Origin of the sequence: Prochlorococcus sp. MIT 0603, from assembly GCF_000760215.1 — a bacterium.
GTDB lineage: Bacteria > Cyanobacteriota > Cyanobacteriia > PCC-6307 > Cyanobiaceae > Prochlorococcus_E.
Window position 1 is genome coordinate 24,608 of record NZ_JNAW01000003.1, and the last position, 22,801, is coordinate 47,408.

Sequence of the window (22,801 nt, forward strand, 5' to 3'; positions counted from 1 at the left end):
ACTAGTTTTTGGTTTTGCAGGGGCTTTTTTAGGCTTGTCTGTAATGGCCTTTTCTTTTACAGATGCTTTTTTAGGCTTGTCTGTTATGGCCTTTTCTTTTACAGATGCTTTTTTAGGCTTGTCTGTTATGGCCTTTTCTTTTACAGATGCTTTTGTAGTCTTCGATTCACTCGCTTTATCTTTCAAAGGGTTTTCAACCTTAGATTTTTTTGGTGTAACAGTTTTAACTGAATTGGTTTTTTTTGACTTTGATATTGAAGTAACCATCACACGTGTAAGTTCTTGTCTATGTCCATTCTTTCTGCGTGTTTTCTTCTTACGCTGCATTTTATAAACAATTATCTTTGGCCCTCTTTTATGGGCCATAACTTTTAGCTCAATATTGGCGCCATTAATAAAAGGTTTTCCTATAGATAATCCTTCCTCATCATTGATTAAAAGAACTTTATCAAGGGTAATTGTGTCATCAATACCTGCATTGATACGATCAACGTCATAGTAACGATTTGGTTCTAGCCACATTTGGGTGCCAGAAGTTTCAGCAATTGCATAATGCCCTTTATTAGGAGCATCTGAAGCTTGTTTTTTATTATTTGGAGTCATTTAATCAAAAGACATGAACAGGCTCGGTTTTACTAAAAATCAAAGTTAGATTTCTCGTATTTTCGGATTAGGCCTGCAACACAATCGAAAGACAAGATAACATCCTCACTCTTAGAGGTGAAATCCGTCAAGATTTATATATGTATATCACCTTCTTTAGAAGAAAGTTTAAGAAATGAGCAAAAAAAAAACATACATCCTTAAATTGTATGTCGCTGGAAACACTCCAAATTCTATGCGCGCCTTAAACACTCTTCGAGAGATTCTTAAAACAGATTTCAAGGGGGTTTATGCATTAAAAGTAATTGATGTACTTGAGAAGCCTCAACTGGCGGAGGAAGACAAAATACTTGCTACACCCACTCTATCTAAAATCCTCCCTCCCCCTGTAAGAAGAATTATCGGAGATCTTTCCGATCGAGAAAAGGTTTTAATTGGTCTGGATTTACTTTTTGAAGAACTAAATGAAAAGTCATTTTTTTCTTCAACTGATAATGAGCACGAGATAGAGAGCAAATCTTAAATATCGCTATAAAAATAAAGCCCAATATACATTTTCTAACTAGTTTTAAGTCTGAGCTGAACTTGTATGCATTCTTCTAAAAATTTTCCCATCCCAAAACAGCAGGTTCAGAAGCTTCCAACTGGTATAGAAGGTTTTGATGATGTGTGTCAGGGAGGACTGCCTATAGCAAGAAGTACATTATTTACTGGGACATCTGGCACTGGCAAGACAGTGTTTTCTCTTCAGTATCTGTATCACGGGATATCCCATTTTGATGAGCCTGGTATTTTTGTAACGTTTGAAGAATCACCAATAGATATTATTAGGAATGCTGCAGGTTTTGGTTGGGACCTTCAGGAATTAATCGATCAGGATAAATTGTTTATTCTTGATGCTTCACCTGATCCTGAAGGACAAGATGTTGCAGGGAATTTTGATTTATCCGGATTAATTGAAAGAATTAGTTATGCCATAAATAAATACAAAGCAAAGAGAGTTGCTATCGACTCAATGACCGCTGTCTTTCAACAATATGATGCTGTATATGTCGTGAGAAGAGAGATCTTCCGCTTAATAGCAAGACTTAAAGAAATAGGGGTGACCACAGTTATGACTGCTGAGAGAGTAGATGAATATGGTCCTATAGCTAGATATGGAGTAGAAGAATTCGTTTCAGATAATGTTGTGATTTTGAGAAATGTTCTTGAGTCAGAAAAACGTAGACGCACAGTCGAGGTCTTAAAGCTTCGTGGTACCACACATATGAAAGGAGAGTTTCCTTTCACTATGGGCACCCACGGGATAAGTGTATTCCCATTAGGAGCAATGCGTTTAACGCAACGCTCTTCAAATATTCGAATTAGTTCAGGAGTCCCAGCCCTTGATGAAATGTGTGGTGGCGGTTATTTCCAGGACTCAGTAATACTTGCTACTGGGGCAACAGGGACTGGTAAGACTATGCTTGTCTCTAAATTCATTGAGGATGCATATTCTAATAAAGAAAGAGCAATCCTTTTCGCTTATGAAGAATCAAGAGCTCAACTCCTTAGGAATGCTACAAGTTGGGGTATTGATTTTGAGAAGATGGAAAGCGATGGATTACTTAAAATTATCTGTGCTTACCCAGAATCAACAGGGCTAGAGGATCATTTGCAAATAATCAAAACAGAAATCACTGAATACAAGCCCTCTAGAATGGCAATAGATTCTCTTTCAGCTTTAGCTCGAGGAGTAAGCCTCAATGCATTTAGACAATTCGTTATAGGAGTAACAGGTTATGCTAAACAGGAAGAAATAGCGGGGTTTTTTACTAACACTGCTGAAGAGTTTATGGGGAGCCATTCCATTACAGACTCACATATTTCAACAATTACAGACACAATCTTATTGCTTCAATATGTAGAGATTGGAGGAGAGATGGCCCGTGCAGTAAATGTTTTCAAAATGAGAGGATCATGGCATGACAAGCGAATTAGAGAATTCATCATTACTGGAGATGGTCCTGAAATAAAAGATTCATTTACCAATTTTGAACAAATATTTAGTGGCGCACCGCATCGTATAAGTAGCGATGAAAATCTTCCTGGTGTATTTAAAAGTATTGACAAAAGAGATGTCAGAAAGTCTTAGATTAAATTGAGTTATCTTCTAATTGCATATCCCATTTCCTACGAACTCGTTCAGATTCTATTAAAAATTCATCTGCATCATTTTTAGCAAGAGGAAGGTCAAACCAGAAAGTTGTACCTATACCTGGTGCACTTATCATGCGAATCTTACTACTATGTTTCTCTAATATTTCCCTAACAATTGATAAGCCAAGTCCTGTTCCTGCTTCTGTATGAACATCATTTTCAATCCTGTAAAATCTATCGAAAATTTTAGATTGCCCTTCTTCTGATATTCCGCAACCTGTATCTGATATTTCAACTCTAATCCTTGGCAAAGGCGAAATTATGTCGCATGCAGGCGCATCTTTATTTTCTGGAATTAAGGAGCCAACACATACGTCAGGCCATGTATATGCTCGTAGAAGAATTTTTCCACCACTTTTGGTGAATTTAAGAGCGTTACCTACCAAGTTATCTAAAACTTGCAAGGATAAATCCCAATTTCCACGAGTTAATTGCATGTTTTCCTCTAACTCTTGAATAATTTCAACATTTTTATCTTTGGCATTTAACCTATAATTTTTCAAAGTTTGCTCTATTGCTGGGCTGATATCGATTTCATCAAACTGTACATTCGATGAAGTCTCTAATTTGGATAGATCAAGTACATCATTTACTAATCTAGTAAGCCGGTCGGTTTCCGAATTTGCAACCTCTAAAAACTCCATTTTCTGTTTATGAGGAAGTTTTTCATCAAGGTCATAAAGAGTTTCAACATAGCTTTTTATATTAAACAATGGGGTCCTAAGTTCATGGGAAACATTACTTATAAAACGTCTTTGTGCAGCATTTAATTCAACTTCTCTAGTTAAGTCCTGAACTGTAATCGCAATCCCTTTAAGGTTAGAGCCAGAAGAATCTCTTACTGATTGCAAAACAATTCTAAGTGTTCTAGAAGGTTCGTCTGTACTACATCTTATTTCATTACTATCAGAGATGTTATTTAGCAATGAAATCATTTGTGGGTGCAAGTCATTTGCAATTAACTCTGGCAATTCTTCTATTAAATCTTTAGTTTCTATTTTTCTACCTTCCCAGCGAAATAGCCTTCTTGCCGTAGGGTTGACAAGAACAATCTTACCTTTCTCATCAAGCAAAATTGCACCATCAGCCATAGTTGCAATTAATGATTGTTGTTTAACTTGAGCTGCCTTTAATTCTTCAATGTTTGCCGCATCATAATCCTCAAGCTGGGATGCCATATTATTGAATCCATTTAAAAGTTCACCTAATTCTCCACTCATAGGAAGATCTATTCTTGATTTAAAATTACCTTTAGCTATTTCTCTTACACCACTAACTAATTCACGAATCGGTCGGGTTATTGTCTGAGCATTAAAGATAGCTCCAATAATTACAAGCACCCAAATAGATATAAATACGGCAATCGTTATTTCTCTAGTTAAGGCAGCGCTGGCAAGTGCATTCTTATTAGGTGTCACTCCTAAGGCAAGATTCCCTACATACTTACCTTTGAAAAGCAATGCAACAAATACATCAGTTACTTGTCCTTGAGGAGTTAAGTGCTGCCTAACAAGTGGAAACTGCGGCCTCTTTTTCAACTCTTGTGGTAGCTGAAGTTTTTTTCGTAATTGAAATTCACTCTCTGAAGAACTAGGGGTTGCACTAATAGGTATTCCTAATTGAACAATTCCTTCAGGATCAGTGAAAAAAATATATCTAATATTTCTACTAGATCGCCAAAATTTCTCAGCAACATTAAAAAGTTCTCTTTCTTGATTCCTAGCAACTAATTCAGTGACATTACCTGAAAGCAACAGTCCAAGATCTCTGGCATATCTTGTGTCATTCATGCCAGCATCTCTTTGAATACTACTTAAAGCAAAGAATGTAATACCTGTCATCAACAAACTAACTACTAATGTTGCTATGGCTAGTAATTTTGCTCTTAAACTGAATTCATTCCACCAATTAGAAAAAAAGTTTTCAGAGTTGCCTTTAAGAGGCAGATTGTTTTCCACATTATCTTTATCAAGCACGATTAATACCTAACATCATTATTTCTAACCTGGTAGCCAATATCATTCCTATAATAAATACCTTTAAAGCTAATTCTTTTCATGCCTTCATATGCAAGTTTAAAAGCCTCTTTATAGCTTGAGCTTTGAGCAACAATTGACAAAACTCTTCCTCCTGCTGTAAGGAGATTACCTTCTTGATCGAATCTAGTGCCTGAATGAAATAATTGAATCTGACTATTTTGATCTAGCTCAATTGAAATCAAATCTCCTTTTTTAGGATTTTCAGGATAACCACTAGTTGTGGCAACAACACATGCACTTATTAGATTATTTGGTTTGAGTTTTGGAGCATTATTTAATGATCCAAGAGCTGAAGCTTGCAATATTTGTGCGAACTCAGGTGACATTAATGGCATCAATGCTTGACATTCCGGATCTCCAAAACGGCAATTATATTCTATTACTTTTGGCCCTTGTTTTGTAAGCATTAAACCAGCATAAATAACTCCTCTATAATTGATATTTCTTTTTTTAAGAGCTTCCAGGGTTGGTTTAAGTATTAGATCAGTTATTTCCTCAAGATCCTTTTGACTAAGAATCTGAGCAGGGGCATATGCACCCATCCCGCCAGTGTTGGGGCCTTTATCACCTTCCATCAATCTTTTATGGTCTTGAGCAGTAGGAAGAATCTCAAGGTTCTCTCCATCGCTTATTGCGAAGACAGAAACCTCTGGACCTTCAAGACACTCTTCAAGAACTAATTTCGCTCCTGCTTCTCCAAATTTCCCCTCGAAAGCATCTTTTATTGCTGCTTTAGTTTGTTCTATTGAGCTACATACTGACACCCCTTTCCCAGAGGCTAAACCATCAGCTTTAACAACTAAAGGTTGACGAACAATAGACAAAATTTCAAATGCCTCATCAATAGTATTTACGCTCCAATATTTTGCTGTAGGTATACCGGCATCAGCCATTAACTCTTTTGCCCAGTTTTTACTTGCTTCTAATTGAGCACCATCTTTACCTGGTCCAAAAACAACTAATTCTGATTCTCTTAACTGATCTGCCAATCCTTCTGAAAGGGGTTTCTCTCCACCAATAACAACTAAATCAATCTTCAAAGAATTGCAAGCAGTAATTATTTCTTGGCTATTTGATTCTTGTATGTCTAGTCGGTGACAGTAGAGGTGTTCTTCAGTTCCACCATTGCCAGGAGCAACATAAACTCTTTCAATTTCCTCAGATTTAGCTATAGCCCAAGCCAAAGCATTCTCACGTCCACCTCCGCCTATAACTAGAACTTTGTTTAATTTTGGAAGTGAGGGAAAAATTGATTTTGATTTTGTCATAACTAATACTGCTGCTGTTTTAAGCTTTAGCTTGCATTTAATTTGTTTTTAGAGACATATTGCTTATTCTAAAAAACAATTTTGCTTGCCTCATGTGGGTTTATTGTATTTAAAGTACCTAACTTAATAGCTTTTAGTTGAGGTAAAAAGGAATCTAATGGAATTAAATCAGAGTTCGCTTCTTTATGAAGGCAAAGCAAAAAGGATTTTCAAAACTAATAATCCAGATGAGTTCCTAGTACATTTCAAGAATGATGCAACTGCTTTTAATGCCAAGAAACATGCAGAACTAGAAGGCAAAGGAAGTTTAAACTGTCAGATCTCATCAATTATTTTTAAATTTCTAGAAGAAAACGGAATACCAACACACTTTATAAGTGTAAAAGATGATAGTTGGATGCTAGTTCAAAAAGTAGATGTTATCCCCCTGGAAATTGTTATTCGAAATATTGCAAGCGGATCACTATGCAGAGAGACACCTATCCCTGTAGGGCAAGAATTATCAACGCCTCTTCTAGACTTGTATTATAAGGATGACGCCCTGGATGATCCACTTTTGACTGAGGACAGATTAGAATTACTAGGATTAGTTTCCAAAAGTCAAAAGCAAGAAGTAAAGGCTCTTGCCTTTAAAGTTAATAGGTGTTTAAAGGGATTTTTCGAAAATTTGAACCTAGTTTTAGTTGATTTCAAATTAGAAATGGGTTTCAACAGTCATGGAGAATTATTAGTTGCCGATGAAATCAGTCCAGATAGTTGCAGGATCTGGGACTGTAATATTAAAGATCATAATGATCGGATTCTTGACAAAGATCGTTTTCGAAAGGATCTTGGAGGTGTATTAGACGCTTATAGTGAAGTGCTTCGTAGAATAAAAAAGTTTTACTCTAGATAGAGCATGAATTCAATCTCACTTAATTCCATCTATTAAGCTTTATCCTAGAAATATAAATGGCAGGTATTACTACCATCAGCTCAATGAGACAATTTCGCAGAAGGGCATATTTTTTAGCATTGACTTTGCCGCTAGTAAGCGGAGGAGCTGCCAATGCCGAAATACGTTGGGAACTTGTAACACCTAATAAAAACAAATCAGAAGATATTTGGGTGAATGCTAAAAGAGGTAAAACTGAAAAGTTGAAACCCTACAAGTCAGTCTCTTATGGACTATCAACCATAAACCCAGGGAAAACAAGTCTTTCAAATTCAAACCCTAAAAAAGCAATCAAAGCTAATAAGACTGGTAATTTATTAGACAAATATCAAGAAAAATATCTTGCAAATTCAAACCCTAGGGAAACAGCCTCACCCCAAAGCTCCGAAGAGTTAAGAAACATATTTCAAAAAACAGATATTGCAGATCGAAAAGATAACAAAGAAATCGCAGAAAATGAAGATCTCGTATTGATTTCTGAAGTAGTTATTACTGGTCTGGAGAGTCACCCAGAGAAAGTGCGTTTAGAATATGCAGCATATGATGCCATGACTGTTAGGCCTGGAAGCAGAGTAAGTAAATCAGAATTAAAAAGAGATTTAAATGCCATTTTTACTACTGGATGGTTTTCAGGCCTAGAAATTGAGGCAATTGATACGGCTTTAGGGGTCAAATTAATAGTAGATGTTAAACCTAATCCTGTTTTCACTGAGGTTATTGTTAATCCTGAGGATTCTCTAATCACTAAAAAAGCTCTTAAAGATATTTTTAAAACAGATTTTGGGAAAACACTTAATTTAAATGTTCTAAAGCTGCGAATGAATAAGCTAAAAGAATGGTATTCAGAAAGAGGTTATTCATTAGCAAGAATTTCAGGGCCTAATAGAGTTACTTCAAATGGGAAAGTCCAATTAGAAGTACAAGAAGGAACTATAGAAGATATAAAGGTTATTTTTCTTGATGATGAAGGGAATTCAGTCAAAGAGAATGGCAAGCCAATTAGAGGAAAAACAAAAACATGGGTTATAAATAGAGAGCTTTTAAGTAAACCTGGAGCAATATTTAATAGAAAAAATCTTGAAGCTGATATCAAAAGACTATATGGACTTGCTTTGTTTAGTGACATTAAAGTTTCTTTAAAGCCAGTTACAGGTGAGCCTGGGAAAATAGAAATAATCCTAGGGATTACTGAACAAAGGACCGGATCACTTACAGGCGGAATTGGTTGGAGTGGTTCCCAGGGGTTCTTTGGTTCAGCAGGTCTTCAAGAAAAGAATTTACTTGGGAGATCTTGGTCCAGTGATATCAATTTTACTTATGGAGAATATGGGGCATTAATTAGCTTCTCTTTAACTGATCCATGGATCAAAGGTGACAAACATAGAACTTCTTTTCGCACTTCAGTGTTTATTAGTAGAGATGTACCTCAAGAATTTAGAAGTTCTAAAGGACATATCTTGGGGGTAAGTGATTATGCTCAAGGAACTGGCAGCAGCCCTGGTTCAAGAGTTTATGATATTGATTTTGCTCATAGTGGTGTAAATAATTCTGCCTTCAGTTCAGTATCTGCTGCTAAAGCTAGTGATTCAAATACAAGTTGGTTTGATTATGAAGGTGACTCAGTACTTTTACATAGGACAGGCGGTAACTTCTCTTTTTCAAGACCTTTAAATGGTGGGAATCCTTATAAGAAAGCAACCTGGTCAGTACTTTTGGGGATGGATTTTCAGAAGGTAAAGCCTATTGATTATTCAGCTCAAGACAGGCCTTATGGAGCGAAGGCAATTAATGTTGTAAATAACACAGCATTAAACAATGATGTTATTTGTATAGCTTTTAATTGTGCAAAAGAGAATACGCTTGTAGGTTTTAGAGGCGGAATGTCTAGGAATAAACTTAATAATCCTAGAAACCCAACATCAGGAACGTTTTTAAGCATAGGTACTGAGCAATATATTTCTGTTGGAGAAAATTCCCCTACCTTTAATCGTGCAAAAGCAACTTATTCCTATTTTATTCCTATTAATTGGCTTAAGTTACACAAAGGATGTAAACCAAAAGCTGGGGAAGATCTCGCTTGTCCCCAAACACTTGCTTTTCAGTTAAAAGGCGGATCAATAGTTGGTGATTTACCCCCTTATGAAGCCTTTTGTCTAGGAGGATCTAAGTCAATTCGAGGTTGGAGTGCCTGTGATTTAGCTGTTGCCAAAAGATATGGAGAGGCTTCTGTAGAATATAGAGTTCCTGTTTGGAGAATGGTTTCAGCAAATGTTTTTGTTGATGCAGGTACGGATTTCGGTTCTCAAGCCGATGTGCCAGGTAATCCAGGAGGACTTCTTCACAAGAAAGGCAAAGGCTTTTCAGTAGGGAGTGGATTGTCATTCAACACCCCAGTTGGGCCATTAAGAATAGAAGCTGCAAGTCAAGATTTAGAAGGTGATTGGCGTTATAACGTTGGTTTTGGCTGGAAGTTCTAGTGTGGAATGGCTGCCTGCTAATTATGAGAACACTTGGACTCTTGGAGGGCCTGTTTTTCGTAAAGGGATTTGCTTACACAGTGGTGAAGAGTCTGAGGTAACTCTTCTGCCTTCAGAGGAAATAGGGTTTTATATTTCTTGGGTTAACAGCTCTGATCCCCCTATTAAACTCAAACCCAATCAAGTTGTTAATAGTCACTTATGCACAGCCCTTGTCCTAGGTGAAAGAAGAGTTTCAACAGTGGAACATCTTCTTGCTGCTTTAGCTGGTTGTGGTCTTACCCATGTACAAATACTTTTATCTGGAAATGAGATACCGCTTCTAGATGGATCATCTATTGAATGGGTTGAAGGTATTAGGGAAGCTGGAATGGTTCCATTAAATATTTCAAATACTAATTTTCCTGAAATTAATAAATCTTTTGTAATCAACAAAGGTTCAAGCATAATTACAGCTACACCATCGGATAGTTTAAATTTAATTGGAATAATAGATTTTCCATACCCTGCAATAGGCAAACAGATATTTTCTTTAGAATTAAACCCAAGATCTTTTTATAAGGAAATTGCACCTGCAAGAACATTTGGCTTTAAAGATCAAATAGATCATTTAATTAAATCTGGATTAATTAAAGGCGGTGATTTAAATAATTCACTAGTTTGCGATGGCGAATCTTGGGTGAACCCTCCTTTAAGATTCAAAGATGAGCCTGTTAGGCATAAGCTATTGGACTTAATAGGAGATTTAGCTCTTATTGGGTTGCCTAAAGCGCAGGTTTTGGTTTACAGGGGGTCACATGCATTGCATGCCGAACTCGCTAAATCTCTTTCAAGAGAATGCTCTTTAACAAAATATTATTTTGACTAATTCTTCGGATCAAACATTTCTCCTAACTAATGAGGAAATAATGGGACTTTTACCCCATCGTTATCCTTTTGCATTGGTTGACCGTGTAGTGGCCTATGAGCCCGGCATAAGCGCTACTGGAATTAAGAATGTAACTATTAATGAGCCTCACTTTCAAGGGCATTTCCCTGACAGGCCCTTAATGCCAGGCGTCTTGATTGTTGAGGCGATGGCTCAAGTTGGAGGACTTATTGTTAAACAGATGCCTAACCTTCCTAAAGGCCTTTTTGTTTTTGCAGGTATAGATGGTGTGAGATTTCGTCGTCCTGTAGTTCCTGGAGATCAATTAATCATTAATTGCGAATTAATAAGTATAAAAAGGCAGCGCTTTGGCAAGGTAAAAGGAGAAGCCAAAGTGGATGGGAATTTAGTTTGCTCAGGTGAATTGATGTTCTCCTTAGTAGATTAATTCAATGCTGGAAAAGATTGAATCAGCAAATGAGATGATAGAAAACTCATCAACCAAAATCCATCCATTAGCAGTTGTCAATTCAAAGGCAGAGCTTGGGGAAGGTGTTGTTGTCAGCTCTGGGGCTGTAATAGGGCCCGAAGTGCAAATAGGTTCAAATACTATTATTGGTCCAAATGTGATTCTTGATGGGAGACTGAAGATTGGCTCGTCAAATAAATTTTTCCCAGGTGCTTGTATAGGCCTAGAGCCACAAGATTTGAAATACAAAGGGGCAGCTACTGAGGTAATAATTGGGAATAACAATACTTTTCGCGAATGTGTAACAGTTAATCGTGCTACTAATATTGGAGAACAAACAAGGATTGGCGATGGATGTCTCTTAATGGCATATACCCATGTCGCTCATGGTTGTGATATTGGAAATGATGTTGTTATTTCTAATAGCGTTCAAATAGCAGGAGAAGTAGTTATTGGAGATAAAGCTGTTATTGGAGGTTTATTAGGTATACATCAATTTGTTCATATTGGATCTCTAGCAATGGTTGGTGGCATGACAAGAGTGGATAGAGATGTTCCGCCTTATTGTTTAGTCGAAGGGCACCCTGGCAGAATGCGTGGGTTAAATCGCGTTGGTATAAAAAGAAGAGGCCTAGACAAACAAAATCCTGAGGAATTTAAGCAATTACAAGAGGCTTGGGACCTGATTTATAGATCAGGTCATATTTATAAGAAAGGCTTAGAACTAGTTAGAGCAAAGCGCCTTCTAAAGGCCACTAATGAACTTTGTGTTTTCCTTGAAGCTTCTATAGGACAAGGTCGAAGAGGCCCTATGCCATATTTGAATTCTGAAAAGAAATAGACCATGCGGCTGCTTATTAGCACTGGAGAGGTGTCTGGGGATTTGCAAGGAAGTTTTCTAGTAAAAGCTTTATTAAATGAGTCAGAAAAAAGATCTCTCCCCTTAGAAGTCATTGCACTAGGTGGTCCTCGAATGCAAGCTGCAGGTGCAGAACTTTTAGTAAATACATCTTCAATAGGAGCAATTGGTTTTTTAGAAACCTTGCCTTTTCTAATTCCTACACTGAGGGCACAAAAAACTGCTGACAATTTATTTGTTAATTCCCCACCAGATGTTTTAGTACTAATTGATTACATGGGGCCAAATATTAAACTTGGAAATAAAGTACGCAAACTCTTTCCTGATCTACCAATTGTTTATTATATTGCCCCTCAGGAATGGGCTTGGAGGATAGGGGAAGGAGGCTCGACTGATTTGATTGGTTTTACAAATAAAATACTTGCTATCTTTCAAAAAGAAGCTGATTTTTATGCATCTAAAGGGGGAAGTGTGACGTGGGTGGGGCACCCAATGCTTGACAACCTTAGAGATTTGCCAACTCGCAATGATGCTTGTAAAAAGCTCAAATTAGACCCTTCTCAAAAGTTCTTATTAGTTTTACCTGCCTCTAGGTCGCAAGAACTTAAATATATTTTACCCACTCTTCTTAAAGCAGCAGCAATGCTTCAAGAAAAAGATCCTTCGCTATATATTCTCTTACCTGCTGGACAACAAAGTTTTGAAAGCAAGCTTCAGAGATCCTTAAAGAAGTTTGGCATTAATGGGAAGGTTTTTCCAGCAAAATATACTGAGGATTTGAAATCAAGTTTTTTCAAAGTTTCTGAGCTAGCACTTACTAAATCAGGCACTATTAACATGGAGTTAGCTTTACATTCAGTTCCTCAAATTGTTGGTTATAAAGTAAGTAAATTGACTGCTCTAGTAGCCAAAAAAATTCTTCAATTTGAAATAGATCATATTTCACCAGTTAACCTTTTGTTAAATGAGAGAGTAGTTCCAGAACTTGTTCAAAAAGATTTCACTTCAGAAGCAATCTATAACATTGCATCATCCCTATTAAATAACAAATCAGTCCGTTCTCAAATCCTAGATGGTTATAATAGATTAAAATCAAGCCTTGGCGAACCTGGGGTAACTCAAAGAGCTGCTAAAGAAATTTTAGATTTATTGGAATCATGAAAACTAGGAAATTTTTAAGTAAATTAATCTCCTTATTAATATCTTTTACTTGCCTTTTCTCATTTGCAATCTCGACAAATGCAACTGAGAATACCTCAGTATTAGCTGGGGGTTGTTTTTGGTGCTTAGAACATGACTTAGAAGATATAGATGGTGTTTTATCTGTTGAGAGTGGTTACTCAGGGGGCAGAATAGAAAACCCTACTTATAAAAATCATCAAGGCCATCAAGAAGCTGTAAAAGTTACTTTTGAATCAGCAGAAATAAAATTCGAGGATTTACTAAAAAGTTATTTTAGGAATATAGATCCTTTCGATGGGAGGGGTCAATTTTGTGATAGAGGAGATTCTTATCGTCCTGTGATCTTTTACAATGATCTAGAACAGAAGAATATTGCTACCCTTAGTGTTAAAGAAGCAGCAAAAGAATTATCTGTTAATAGCAATAAGATTGCCGTAAGAATTCAGCCAAAAAATGTATTTTGGTCTGCAGAAGATTATCATCAAGATTATGCTAAAAAAAATACATTGAAGTATAATTTTTATCGCTATAGCTGTCAAAGAGATCGTCGGTTAGATGAAGTTTGGGGTATTAATGCTCGTAAAGGGGCAGACTGGGATGAGGGTGCGTAGCAAAAGAATCTTAAGAAATAAAAATAAATTAGCTTGTTAAGATATTTGTTATTTTATTTTCACTATTTTCTATACCCGTAATATTAAATCAATAACTGGTCAACGGTTAAATGTACTTATTAATTGTTAAAGATTACCTTTCTCACAGGTATATTGGACCTTATTTAACTACTAAAGAAGCTTCTGAAGATTTACAGCGAATACCTCTAAGCTGTACGAATAAAGCTAAGTGGCAAATTCATAGATTAGAAGATCCAAAGAAGAATTATTTATCTACAAATAAATCTTCAACATTAAATGTAAATTTTTTACCAAAGGCCTCTTAAGGCAATGGCTTTGAAATTTTTTGCTTAAAGCCTTTTTTTAATTACGGCAAGCCCAATTAACCAAGGTCCTAACGCCATAGCCAGTAGCACCTGCAGGGTCTGCTCCCCGGTCTTTATCAGTCCAGCATGTGCCTGCGATATCAATATGCGCCCATGCTATGTCATCCTGAATGAATTCTTTAAGGAAGAGTGCCGCAGTAATTGATCCTCCAGCACGAGGACCTGTATTTTTAATATCAGCCAGCATAGATTTCAACCCCTCTTTATATGATTGCTGAAGAGGCATATGCCAAAGTTTTTCTCCACACGCACTAGACGCTTGCTTCAATTCCTCTACTAGATCAGTGTTATTAGACCATAAGCCTGCGATTTCTTCTCCAAGAGCAATAACACATGCTCCCGTTAATGTCGCCAAATCAACTATTGAGTCTGGTTTTAATTTGCATGCATAAATCAGAGCATCTGCAAGAGTTAGCCGTCCTTCTGCATCAGTATTATTTATTTCAATTGTTTTGCCATTAGAAGCAGTAACGATATCCCCAGGATGAACAGCTGATCCATTGACCATGTTTTCACAAGCTGCAACTATGAAATGTATTTCTGTATTTTCTGGAGCAAGCTCCCCTATAGCACGGGCAGCTCCGATAACAGCAGCGCTTCCTCCCATGTCATATTTCATCATGTCTATTTGAGCAGCCCCGACTTTAAGGTTGTATCCTCCTGAATCGAAAGTCAATCCCTTCCCTACCATTGCAATCCGACGTTTAACTTTACCTGCTGGAGTGTAAGTAAGGTGAATAAATTTAGGCTCCAAATCCGACCCCTGAGCAACTGCCAAATAAGATCCCATCCCTAAATTCTTACAATCTTTTTTTTCTAGGATCTTATATCCCAATTTAAATTCTCTTGCAACGTCAACAGCCTTTGCTGCCAATGAAGCTGGGGTCAAATCATTGGGAGGAGCTCCTACAAGTTCCCGAGCTAATTCAACCCCACAACAAATTGGATTAACTTCATTAATGATTTTTTCAACCCCATTAGATAGACCTATTAATTCAATTATTTCGGGGAACTTGTTTGGTTTAGGATCACTTTGAAATCTTTGATCTTTGAATGCTGCCAACCTTATTGATTCAGCCACAGCTTTTGCAGCACTATTTGAATCAAATGGATCCCAAGGGAAAAAGACTCCAAGCTTTCCTTGGGATCCCGCACTTTCACGAGATGCAAGCGCCGCTCCATCCCTTAGATGATCAATTAGAAGTTCTTCAAGTTTTCCAAGGCCAACCAATATTAATTTTTCAGGAGAGCCTCCAATAACCTCTAACTTTACTTTTTCCCCATTCTTCCCAAAAAAGTTTTTTTCTTCTAAATGATTTGCAAGTGCTTTTGAATCGAAGATGCCCTCTAAAATCTTAAGTTGTTCTTCTATGTTTTCTTCAAGAAGTCCTATGGCCAGAACTGAACCTGACCAGGACTGCAGACTTTCTTGATTCAGCGAGATTTGCATGTGACTTTTAAATTTTCATTGATGCTAACTGTTTTGACTAATTAATATCATTAGTAAAAGGTGAGTTCCAAACACCTCTCGTCTCTTTATTAAAAGCGGGGAGCCATTCACGAATCAATTCTTGCTCCAATTTCCTTCTAGGTTTTGTTTCTTTAGGGACATCCTTCCAAAAACGAATACTTAATTGAATGCCTAATCCAGTCATTTGACATGCTTCAGAATAAGCTTGTAGATACTTCTTACAATCATGCTCACCTTTCCATCTTCTTTCTGATGCAACAGTTTCCCCTATATACAGGACAATATGAGAATCAATTCCTTTAGGCCTATCCATAACTATATATATTGCAGGTCCGTAATGAGGGTTCTGAGGCCATCTCCAGAAATTCAACGGAAAAGGAGTTAACTTTAGAAACTGAGGCTGATTGGCTATTTGATTGGCCTCATCAACAAAAAAAATAGATTGTTGAAGAGGTTTTTTATTATTGCTTTTTAAAAGAGACTCTTGATAAGAATAAATTCTTTTCTGCCATGTTTGGATTAATTCCTTCTTGAATGAGAGCCTCTCCTTTATAGAAAGGACATCATCACAATAATGATCTTGATCAAATAACTCCCCCTGACCTTTTGCTAGGTTCATTTCAAGTTACGGTTTGGTGTTCCCTACTTTCAAAAAAGAGTGATTTTTTAAATAATTATAATTTATTAGCCATAAGAGTGATTTCTTGCGCTAAATGCTTTCTAGGTTGGAGAAGGAAGTAATGCTTCCTAAGCTTAAGAGCATAAAAAAATCTTAACTATTGAGGCATGGCCATATGGCATTTTTTGAATCCGAGATTGTACAGGAAGAAGCAAAAAGCCTTTTTGAGGACTATCAAAATCTCATGCAGTTAGGAGGAGACTATGGGAAGTTTGATCGAGAAGGCAAAATAATGTTTATAAACAAAATGGAATCTTTAATGGAGCGCTATAAGGTTTTCATGAAAAGATTTGAACTTTCTGAAGATTTCCAAGCCAAGATGACAGTAGAGCAATTGAAGACTCAACTTGGTCAATTTGGAATGACTCCTGAGCAAATGTTTGATCAAATGAATTTAACTTTAAATAGAATGAAGTCTCAAATTGATGACACTCAGAAATAAATAGTGATTCACACGATATACGATTGTTTATATATGGAAGGTTGTTATGTCTGAGGAATTCAATTCTCTTCCACAATGGCTTTCAAGAGGGATCGTTGATTTGTTCCCATTTGATAAGGCCAATAAATCTAATAAAGAACAGGATTTTGAATTACTGCTTTCAGAATCTATCCGCACAAATAAACCATTGAGAATAAAACTTGGGATAGATCCAACAGGATTAGATATACATTTGGGGCACAGTATTATTTTTCGGAAGCTAAGAGCATTTCAAGATGCTGGGCATACAGCAATTTTAATAATTGGTGACTTCACAGCAAGGATTGGTGATCCAACTGGAAAAAGCAAAACTCGTATACAGTTATCTGCTGAAGAAGTAGCTGATAATTCTAAAAATTATCTACAGCAACTTGGGTTAGGACAAGCTAAAGAAAAATCTCTTTTAGATTTTGAAACTAAAGGACGAATAGAAATTAAACGAAATAGTGAATGGTTTGAAAATTTTGACATGTCAAAAATTGTTGACCTGCTTTCCAAGACAACTGTTGGGCAAATGCTAGCCAAAGATGAATTTGCTAAACGCTACACTTCTGGCACGCCAATTGCTTTGCATGAATTTCTATACCCACTATTGCAAGGGTATGATTCTTTTGCTGTGAATGCAGACATTGAGCTTGGAGGAGTAGACCAAAAATTCAATGTAGCTATGGGGAGAGATATACAAAGGCATTTTGGTCAAAACCCTCAATTTGGATTGTTGTTACCAATTCTAGTTGGTCTAGATGGATTTCAGAAAATGAGCAAAAGCATTGGCAATACTGTTGGTCTTAAGGAAGATCCTCTATCAATGTATTCAAAATTAGAGAAAGTCCCTGATAAACAAGTTGTGGACTATTTGACTTTATTAACAGATTGTGAGCTCACTAATTCACCCGCAAGCCCTAGAGAATTACAAAAGTATATGGCTTTAAATGTTACTGCCCAGTTTCATGACATGCCCTCTGCAAAGATTGCACAAACACAGTCGATAAAACTTGTTTCTGGAATAAAAGAGGAAGTAAATGAGATGCCCGAAATATCGATTTCAAAAATAGGTTTTCCTGTAAAGGCTTTTTATTTACTAAGTGCACTTGGCTTATGCACTAGCAGCAGTGAAGCTAGACGAAAAATCCAAGGTGGTGGAGTTAGAATTAATGGAGAGAAAATGTTAAATCCAAATCTTGAATTCTTAAAAAAGGAGGATCTTATAGGAAAAATTCTGCAATTAGGTAAAAAAACTTTCAGGCGCATTTCAAACTAATCATATATTCAATGATTGCTTCATTCAAACCAGAAGAGAAATTAATTCTTGCTCTAGATAGGTTGAGTGAAGAAGATATGTTGTTATTAATAGAAAAATTACCCAATCTAATTTGGGTGAAAGTAGGTCTTGAGTTGTTTACACTTTTAGGGCCAGAAGTTATTGGTAAATTAAGAGGTTTAGGTAAAAAAGTTTTTTTAGATCTTAAATTTCATGACATCCCAACCACCATGGCAAGGGCTTGTTATCAGGCTGCAAAATCAGGGGCAGAGTTGATAACTGTCCATGCTTGTGCAGGAAAGAAGGGGCTTGAAGCAGCTAATCAATCAGCTCAAGAGGGTGCAATGGAACTAGGCCTTGAAGCTCCCTGCCTATTGGCAGTTACTGTATTAACAAGTTGGAAATCACAAGATTTCATCAATGAACTAGCTATTCACCAACCTTTAGCTGACCGGACACTCTTTTTAGCTGAGCTGGCTTCTGAAGCAGGTATTGGAGGATGTATTTGTTCTCCAATGGAAGTTAATAAATTACGCAGGATTTTTCCTGAGCCTTTTCAACTTATCACTCCTGGCATTCGGTCCATAGGAGTTGATTTAAATGATCAAGCAAGAGTAATGACTCCATTAGAAGCATTGAAGGCAGGGTCTTCGAAGTTAGTTATAGGTAGAGAAATCACCAATTCCGAAAACCCATTAGAATCCTTCAATAGGATTTGTGATCAATTACTAAATAATTAAATTGATTTGCCAATTCTTGGTTCTTTCCCATTTATTAATCTAATTAGATTTGATCGATGCCTCCATAAAACTAGTATCATTGCTATCAGGCTGATAGACATATAACCACTAGATAAATCATTATTAAAGTGGAAGAATATTAATATTGGTAGACTTACGGCAGCACATACACTTGATAAGGATACGATTCTAAAAATACTTAACATTAATAGGAATATACCTAAAGAACCAAAGGCAACTTGCCAAGAGATACCAAGAAAAACACCTAATCCAGTTGCGACTGCTTTCCCACCTTTTCCTTTCAACCAGATTGGCCAAATATGACCTGCTAATACTATAAAACCAGAAGCAACTTGCCAATTTTGGTCTAATAAAAATGATTTAGCAATTAATATTGCAGCAGTACCTTTAAGTACATCCAAGAGAAAAACAATTAAAGCAGGTCCTTTACCAACATGTCTTAAAACATTTGTTGCACCTGTAGAGCCTGAACCAATCTGTCTTAAGTCTAATCCTGAGATCCATTTACCAGCAAGGTAACCACTAGGCAACGAACCTAGTAAATAACTTATCACCAAAGTGAATAAAGCAATAAAAATGATTTGAAAGTCCATTAAATTAGTTCTTCATCAAGATAAAGCTCTTGAGATGATGCAGCAAAAGTTAGCCATATAGGAAATTGCAATATAGGAATGTCAATATTCCTCTCTGCAGAATCTACCAAAATCAAAGGAACTTCATTTGCAGCTTCTAATCGATCAGCCCTTTCAATGAGAGGTTCAGATCGCTCAAAAAGGACCACGCCACTATTTGGGCCAAAATCCTCTCTATTTAGACCTAATGCATCTTGCAAGCCTCTCCTCCATTCGCCTAGGCGCTCTGGCTCTCCTGCCAGGACTAGAGCTTGGAATCGATCTCCATACAATTCACCAAGAATGGCAATTAATGCTGCTGAAAGCAGAACGTTCCTTGATCGATTCCCTAAACTAGGCTGAGCGCCTCGGCCACCCATATTAAAAAACCAATCTTCTAAAACATCAGCATCTTTTTGCTCCAAACTTCTTCGGAATTTCCAAGGATCAGCATAATAATCTGGTCCATCTAAGTACTGTCCCAATAATTGAAGTATTAGATCCTTATCAGGCTTGAAAGTCTCAGCAATAGCTGACACTTTTTCAATACCTTCCTCTTCTAACTCTTTTGTTTTTGTTTGATCAAGAGGAGAAGGCGAAACCACTACAGGCTGTTCAATCAAATTAAGCTGATCTACTGATTGACTTAATTCTTGAAAAGCACCGCTTAAATAATCTTGAAAACCTTTAACTCTTCTTGCTATTGAATCTGATTGACCTGAAAAGGAGCTAGTAAATTCTTTTTCAACTTGTTTTTTCCTTTCTTGTAGCACCTCTATTTCTTTTAATAAAATCTCCCTTTTCTTTTCCAGATCAGTTAATGCAAGCTTTATGAGCTCTTTTGAATTATTTTCAGTAGATTTAGTTAAATGTGGTTTATCCTCTGAAGCAGATTTAGCATTCTCTAATTTATTATTTTCTGCTTTTAAAATATTATCACCTTCATTATTTTCACTAGTGCCGTATTCATTGCTTGGTGTGAGATCTTTTTCAGTCATTATATTAAGAGATATAAAATAGGGAGGGATAGATTGGGTGGATTTTTATTGATTTTTTATCTCTAATGATCCAACTCGTAATTTCAATTGGCTCTCTAACATTGTTTTATCAAAAAGTATTGGCAAAAGATGGGGGCTTGCAGTTTCTCTAAAATAAAGTATCCCTGGTAACTGAGGCAAGAAAATTCTCCATGCAATCCAATTCTTAAAAGGAAATCTTCTTATCTCCCTACCTAATTGAATTACAATGAAATCATCGGTAGTAATTTTGAGCCGAAGAGTAAAAGATTGGATTAATAAGAATAGGCTAAAAATACTTGTCGAGATACCTGTCCATAGAGGTAAAGGAGTTAATAAAATAAAAAGTCCTAGAATCGCTATTAAGACAGGTAATCTGTACATAGGTGTTAGTATTACCTCTTCAGATTTATCCATTTTTGAAAAATTCATATGTATTAACCAAATAATACTTTAGTTAATACAACATCCATTAAGGAAACAGTTAATAATGTCATTACAACTGCTCCAGTTGTACTTGTACCAACCTCTTTAGCTCCACCCCTAGTAGTGAGACCCCACCCACATGCTATGACTGCAATTTGAAGCCCAAAAACAATCGCTTTTATTAACATGAAAGGTAGATCGCTGAATACAAGCCATCCTTTAACAGAATTCCAGAAAACATTTGGAGGAATGCTATAGAAAGCAGTGCTGCTAATTTGACCACTCCACAGTGCAACAGAAAAGAACAGTAAGCACTGCAAAGGTGCCATAACCACCATTGCTATTAGTCTTGGCACCACAAGGTATTCAACAGGATCAGTTTTCAACATTGTTATTGCATCAATCTGTTCGGTGACTTTCATTGTCCCTAGCTGAGCTGCATAAGCTGTAGCAACTTTGCCTGTTAGCAGTGTTGCCGTAAGGAGTGGAGCAATTTCCCTTGCCAACCCAATTGCTAGTAGGCCTCCAACTTCAGAACCCAGTCCTTGACTGCTTAATTCTGCTGCAACTTGAATATTGAAGACTGTCCCTGCTGAAACCCCTGTAATTAAAACTATAAGGAAGCTACCTGGACCAGCTTCCATCAATTGTTCTGTTAAATCTGATTTATTAAAACTGCCTTTAGCCGCAGAAGTTACTGCTTGACCACCTATTAATAAGCTGCTGCCAAATCGTCTTAGCCATCGTGGTGTCTTCATGATTCCCCAATCTGATAAGCAGGCTTATAGTCTCTCCATGATCTCATTATTAATAATCCAATAATCACAAGTAAAGAAGGTATCAATCCCATACATATACGGATAGTAGTTATTGCACTAGCTGATTGCTCCGCACAAGTTGCAAGTTCAATACAATTAATTGATGATTTATATCCTGAGAATGTCAGTAAAATGCCAAGCAATTGAACGCTTAATCCAATTCCTATCTTTTGAATCAAAACCATCCATGCTGTATAAATACCGGCAGGTTTATCTGGATCGGCATCAATAGCATCTGGGAGTAATGACCATGGAATAAGATAAGCAGTTGATGCTCCAAATCCTAATAGAGTAATAGTAATAATTAAAATGCTCATTTTTACAACTTCCAAGTTAGCCATTCCCAAAGAATTATTCAAATCAATACTTGAAGATAATGGAGGTAAAATCATTACTGTTAAGCAAGCAAAAATCCAAATCGAAGCTCCTTTTAAAAGAGCTTGAATTCTTCCATATTTATTTGAAAAAAAACTCCAAAATTGCAATCCAAAAAGTGCACTAATTTGGAAGGGTATGGGCATCCATTTTGCAGTTACTGAAGGTACTTTTATAACTTGTTCCAAGTAAATTAGAGAGACTGTTTGCATAAGCTGAAGACCGCACCAGAGGAGGAGATATAAACAAATGATCTTAAGGAAGCGCTTGTTATTAAAAATTCTTTTTATTTGAAATTTGAAAGGCTCAGATGTAGGAATTGGTTTTCTAGCTTTTTTCGCAAAGGGGGCCAATCCCCAACACGAAATCAAAGTCGTCAAAGTTGCTATTAAGCCTGTAATTCTTCCCATTTCGATATAACCATTCTCCCCCCTAGACAAAAGCCATGCTGCAACAATAAGCCCGCTTAACGAAGCAAGAATAGATCCAGTAAACCTAGAAGCATTAAGTCGAACTCTTATTGATGTTTCTTCTGTTAATTCAGTTGCCAAAGCGGCAAATGGAAGATTGACACTTGTATATGCAGTCATAAGCAAAAGTGTTATTAAGATGTAATATGCCGCTTTTTCTGATGTACCTCCTGGAGGGACCCACCACATAGCTGCCAGACTTACACCTAAAGGAACAGCGGCTCCTATCATCCAAGGTAATCTTGGCCCCCACTTTGATTTTGTATGGTCACTAAGCCAACCTATTAATGGATCGTTGATCGCATCCCAAACTTTTATTACCATGAGTAAAGAACCCGCTACAATAGCTGGCAATCCTGCAGCACTTGTAAAGAAAGCAAATAGATAGAACCCAAGCTGTGTGGCAGCAAGCCCAGTACCAGCATCTCCCATTCCATACGAGAACATAAGCCTCCGCCTGGAAGCTTTTCGAAAAAGATTTGTTTTTCTTTGACTCGTTAAAAGGGGCTGCACAAGGTAATAATGGAGAAGTGCTAA

At 36.8% G+C, this 22,801-nt stretch carries 21 protein-coding genes and 1 pseudogene; 12 read left to right on the top strand and 10 right to left on the bottom strand.

Features of this window, described 5'->3' with window-relative positions:
* Positions 1 to 228: 228 nt before the first annotated feature.
* Positions 229 to 603, bottom strand: a pseudogene (gene rplU, locus EV07_RS10060) (50S ribosomal protein L21); the annotation flags it as partial.
* Between the two features lie 175 nt (positions 604 to 778).
* Here rplU and kaiB point away from each other — a divergent pair.
* Together kaiB and kaiC are read left to right on the top strand one after the other, a co-directional pair.
* A complete protein-coding gene (gene kaiB / locus EV07_RS06150; protein ID WP_036918486.1) occupies positions 779 to 1,126 on the top strand; it encodes a circadian clock protein KaiB in 348 nt (115 codons plus the stop codon).
* Between the two features lie 66 nt (positions 1,127 to 1,192).
* Positions 1,193 to 2,737, top strand: coding sequence for a circadian clock protein KaiC (gene kaiC, locus EV07_RS06155; RefSeq protein ID WP_036918487.1), 1,545 nt, complete (start codon positions 1,193 to 1,195; stop codon positions 2,735 to 2,737).
* Between the two features lies 1 nt (position 2,738).
* Here kaiC and EV07_RS06160 read toward each other — a convergent pair whose 3' ends face one another.
* Together EV07_RS06160 and purD are read right to left on the bottom strand one after the other, a co-directional pair.
* On the bottom strand, positions 2,739 to 4,778 hold the full coding sequence (locus EV07_RS06160; protein ID WP_036918489.1) for a HAMP domain-containing sensor histidine kinase: 2,040 nt from the start codon (positions 4,776 to 4,778) through the stop codon (positions 2,739 to 2,741).
* A gap of 2 nt (positions 4,779 to 4,780) precedes the next feature.
* Positions 4,781 to 6,109: a phosphoribosylamine--glycine ligase gene (gene purD, locus EV07_RS06165; protein ID WP_036918491.1), complete on the bottom strand. Its 1,329-nt coding sequence runs from the start codon at positions 6,107 to 6,109 to the stop codon at positions 4,781 to 4,783.
* 157 nt (positions 6,110 to 6,266) lie between these two features.
* On the opposite strand from purD, the gene purC reads away from it, so the two are divergent.
* The 7 genes from purC to msrA all read left to right on the top strand — a co-directional run bounded on the left by purC (position 6,267) and on the right by msrA (position 13,509).
* A complete protein-coding gene (purC, locus tag EV07_RS06170) occupies positions 6,267 to 7,004 on the top strand; it encodes a phosphoribosylaminoimidazolesuccinocarboxamide synthase (RefSeq protein ID WP_036918493.1) in 738 nt (245 codons plus the stop codon).
* A 119-nt stretch (positions 7,005 to 7,123) separates the two neighbouring features.
* Positions 7,124 to 9,520: a BamA/TamA family outer membrane protein gene (locus tag EV07_RS06175; RefSeq protein ID WP_241434014.1), complete on the top strand. Its 2,397-nt coding sequence runs from the start codon at positions 7,124 to 7,126 to the stop codon at positions 9,518 to 9,520.
* Complete coding sequence (lpxC, locus tag EV07_RS06180) at positions 9,504 to 10,388, top strand: UDP-3-O-acyl-N-acetylglucosamine deacetylase (protein WP_413677067.1); 885 nt, start codon at positions 9,504 to 9,506, stop codon at positions 10,386 to 10,388. Before EV07_RS06175 ends, lpxC begins: the two co-directional genes overlap by 17 nt.
* A 40-nt stretch (positions 10,389 to 10,428) precedes the next feature.
* The gene (gene fabZ / locus EV07_RS06185; RefSeq protein ID WP_152557487.1) at positions 10,429 to 10,836 is read left to right on the top strand and encodes a 3-hydroxyacyl-ACP dehydratase FabZ; all 408 of its coding nucleotides are present in this window, start codon (positions 10,429 to 10,431) and stop codon (positions 10,834 to 10,836) included.
* Between the two features lie 4 nt (positions 10,837 to 10,840).
* Entirely contained in the window at positions 10,841 to 11,698 is an 858-nt protein-coding gene (lpxA, locus tag EV07_RS06190; RefSeq protein WP_036918499.1) for an acyl-ACP--UDP-N-acetylglucosamine O-acyltransferase, read from the top strand.
* A gap of 3 nt (positions 11,699 to 11,701) precedes the next feature.
* Positions 11,702 to 12,877, top strand: a complete 1,176-nt coding sequence (gene lpxB, locus EV07_RS06195) for a lipid-A-disaccharide synthase (RefSeq protein ID WP_036918502.1) — start codon at positions 11,702 to 11,704, stop codon at positions 12,875 to 12,877.
* The gene (gene msrA / locus EV07_RS06200; RefSeq protein ID WP_036918503.1) at positions 12,874 to 13,509 is read left to right on the top strand and encodes a peptide-methionine (S)-S-oxide reductase MsrA; all 636 of its coding nucleotides are present in this window, start codon (positions 12,874 to 12,876) and stop codon (positions 13,507 to 13,509) included. The genes lpxB and msrA overlap by 4 nt, the downstream gene beginning before the upstream one ends.
* Positions 13,510 to 13,872: 363 nt before the next feature.
* Here the strand turns inward: msrA and EV07_RS06210 are convergent, their stop codons facing one another.
* Both EV07_RS06210 and EV07_RS06215 read right to left on the bottom strand, forming a co-directional pair.
* Positions 13,873 to 15,345: a leucyl aminopeptidase gene (locus EV07_RS06210; RefSeq protein WP_036918509.1), complete on the bottom strand. Its 1,473-nt coding sequence runs from the start codon at positions 15,343 to 15,345 to the stop codon at positions 13,873 to 13,875.
* Positions 15,346 to 15,382: 37 nt separating this feature from the next.
* Positions 15,383 to 15,985, bottom strand: a complete 603-nt coding sequence (locus EV07_RS06215; protein ID WP_036918511.1) for a hypothetical protein — start codon at positions 15,983 to 15,985, stop codon at positions 15,383 to 15,385.
* Positions 15,986 to 16,160: 175 nt separating this feature from the next.
* Between EV07_RS06215 and EV07_RS06220 the strand changes: the two genes are divergently transcribed.
* From EV07_RS06220 to pyrF, 3 genes are read left to right on the top strand one after another with little or no spacing between them, the layout of a single operon-like run.
* The gene (locus EV07_RS06220; protein WP_036918512.1) at positions 16,161 to 16,487 is read left to right on the top strand and encodes a DUF1825 family protein; all 327 of its coding nucleotides are present in this window, start codon (positions 16,161 to 16,163) and stop codon (positions 16,485 to 16,487) included.
* Between the two features lie 46 nt (positions 16,488 to 16,533).
* Positions 16,534 to 17,787 carry a tyrosine--tRNA ligase gene (tyrS, locus tag EV07_RS06225; protein ID WP_036918513.1) on the top strand — a complete coding sequence of 418 codons (1,254 nt, stop codon included), beginning with the start codon at positions 16,534 to 16,536 and terminating at the stop codon, positions 17,785 to 17,787.
* 11 nt (positions 17,788 to 17,798) lie between these two features.
* Positions 17,799 to 18,527, top strand: coding sequence for an orotidine-5'-phosphate decarboxylase (gene pyrF, locus EV07_RS06230; RefSeq protein WP_036918514.1), 729 nt, complete (start codon positions 17,799 to 17,801; stop codon positions 18,525 to 18,527).
* Here the strand turns inward: pyrF and plsY are convergent.
* The 5 genes from plsY to EV07_RS06255 are packed head-to-tail and all read right to left on the bottom strand — an operon-like array spanning position 18,524 to position 22,711.
* On the bottom strand, positions 18,524 to 19,120 hold the full coding sequence (gene plsY, locus EV07_RS06235; protein WP_036918791.1) for a glycerol-3-phosphate 1-O-acyltransferase PlsY: 597 nt from the start codon (positions 19,118 to 19,120) through the stop codon (positions 18,524 to 18,526). The genes pyrF and plsY overlap by 4 nt on opposite strands.
* A gap of 20 nt (positions 19,121 to 19,140) precedes the next feature.
* Entirely contained in the window at positions 19,141 to 20,157 is a 1,017-nt protein-coding gene (locus EV07_RS06240; protein WP_036918516.1) for a DUF3086 domain-containing protein, read from the bottom strand.
* A 45-nt stretch (positions 20,158 to 20,202) separates the two neighbouring features.
* Positions 20,203 to 20,607 (bottom strand): DUF3119 family protein, encoded by a 405-nt coding sequence (locus EV07_RS06245; RefSeq protein WP_036918517.1) that lies wholly within the window; start codon positions 20,605 to 20,607, stop codon positions 20,203 to 20,205.
* 5 nt (positions 20,608 to 20,612) lie between these two features.
* Positions 20,613 to 21,359 carry an MlaE family ABC transporter permease gene (locus tag EV07_RS06250; protein WP_036918520.1) on the bottom strand — a complete coding sequence of 249 codons (747 nt, stop codon included), beginning with the start codon at positions 21,357 to 21,359 and terminating at the stop codon, positions 20,613 to 20,615.
* Positions 21,356 to 22,711, bottom strand: a complete 1,356-nt coding sequence (locus EV07_RS06255; protein ID WP_036918523.1) for an MFS transporter — start codon at positions 22,709 to 22,711, stop codon at positions 21,356 to 21,358. Before EV07_RS06255 ends, EV07_RS06250 begins: the two co-directional genes overlap by 4 nt.
* Between the last annotated feature and the right edge of the window lie 90 nt (positions 22,712 to 22,801).

Excerpts from the sequence above, each read along its gene's own strand:
- kaiB (WP_036918486.1), top strand. The coding sequence starts at position 779 with ATGAGCAAAAAAAAAACATACATCCTTAAATTGTATGTCGCTGGAAAC.
- kaiC (WP_036918487.1), top strand. The coding sequence starts at position 1,193 with ATGCATTCTTCTAAAAATTTTCCCATCCCAAAACAGCAGGTTCAGAAG.
- purD (WP_036918491.1), bottom strand. The coding sequence starts at position 6,109 with ATGACAAAATCAAAATCAATTTTTCCCTCACTTCCAAAATTAAACAAA.
- purC (WP_036918493.1), top strand. The coding sequence starts at position 6,267 with ATGGAATTAAATCAGAGTTCGCTTCTTTATGAAGGCAAAGCAAAAAGG.
- fabZ (WP_152557487.1), top strand. The coding sequence starts at position 10,429 with ATGGGACTTTTACCCCATCGTTATCCTTTTGCATTGGTTGACCGTGTA.
- lpxA (WP_036918499.1), top strand. The coding sequence starts at position 10,841 with ATGCTGGAAAAGATTGAATCAGCAAATGAGATGATAGAAAACTCATCA.
- lpxB (WP_036918502.1), top strand. The coding sequence starts at position 11,702 with ATGCGGCTGCTTATTAGCACTGGAGAGGTGTCTGGGGATTTGCAAGGA.
- msrA (WP_036918503.1), top strand. The coding sequence starts at position 12,874 with ATGAAAACTAGGAAATTTTTAAGTAAATTAATCTCCTTATTAATATCT.
- EV07_RS06210 (WP_036918509.1), bottom strand. The coding sequence starts at position 15,345 with ATGCAAATCTCGCTGAATCAAGAAAGTCTGCAGTCCTGGTCAGGTTCA.
- EV07_RS06215 (WP_036918511.1), bottom strand. The coding sequence starts at position 15,985 with ATGAACCTAGCAAAAGGTCAGGGGGAGTTATTTGATCAAGATCATTAT.
- EV07_RS06220 (WP_036918512.1), top strand. The coding sequence starts at position 16,161 with ATGGCATTTTTTGAATCCGAGATTGTACAGGAAGAAGCAAAAAGCCTT.
- tyrS (WP_036918513.1), top strand. The coding sequence starts at position 16,534 with ATGTCTGAGGAATTCAATTCTCTTCCACAATGGCTTTCAAGAGGGATC.
- pyrF (WP_036918514.1), top strand. The coding sequence starts at position 17,799 with ATGATTGCTTCATTCAAACCAGAAGAGAAATTAATTCTTGCTCTAGAT.
- EV07_RS06240 (WP_036918516.1), bottom strand. The coding sequence starts at position 20,157 with ATGACTGAAAAAGATCTCACACCAAGCAATGAATACGGCACTAGTGAA.
- EV07_RS06245 (WP_036918517.1), bottom strand. The coding sequence starts at position 20,607 with ATGAATTTTTCAAAAATGGATAAATCTGAAGAGGTAATACTAACACCT.
- EV07_RS06250 (WP_036918520.1), bottom strand. The coding sequence starts at position 21,359 with ATGAAGACACCACGATGGCTAAGACGATTTGGCAGCAGCTTATTAATA.
- EV07_RS06255 (WP_036918523.1), bottom strand. The coding sequence starts at position 22,711 with ATGTTCTCGTATGGAATGGGAGATGCTGGTACTGGGCTTGCTGCCACA.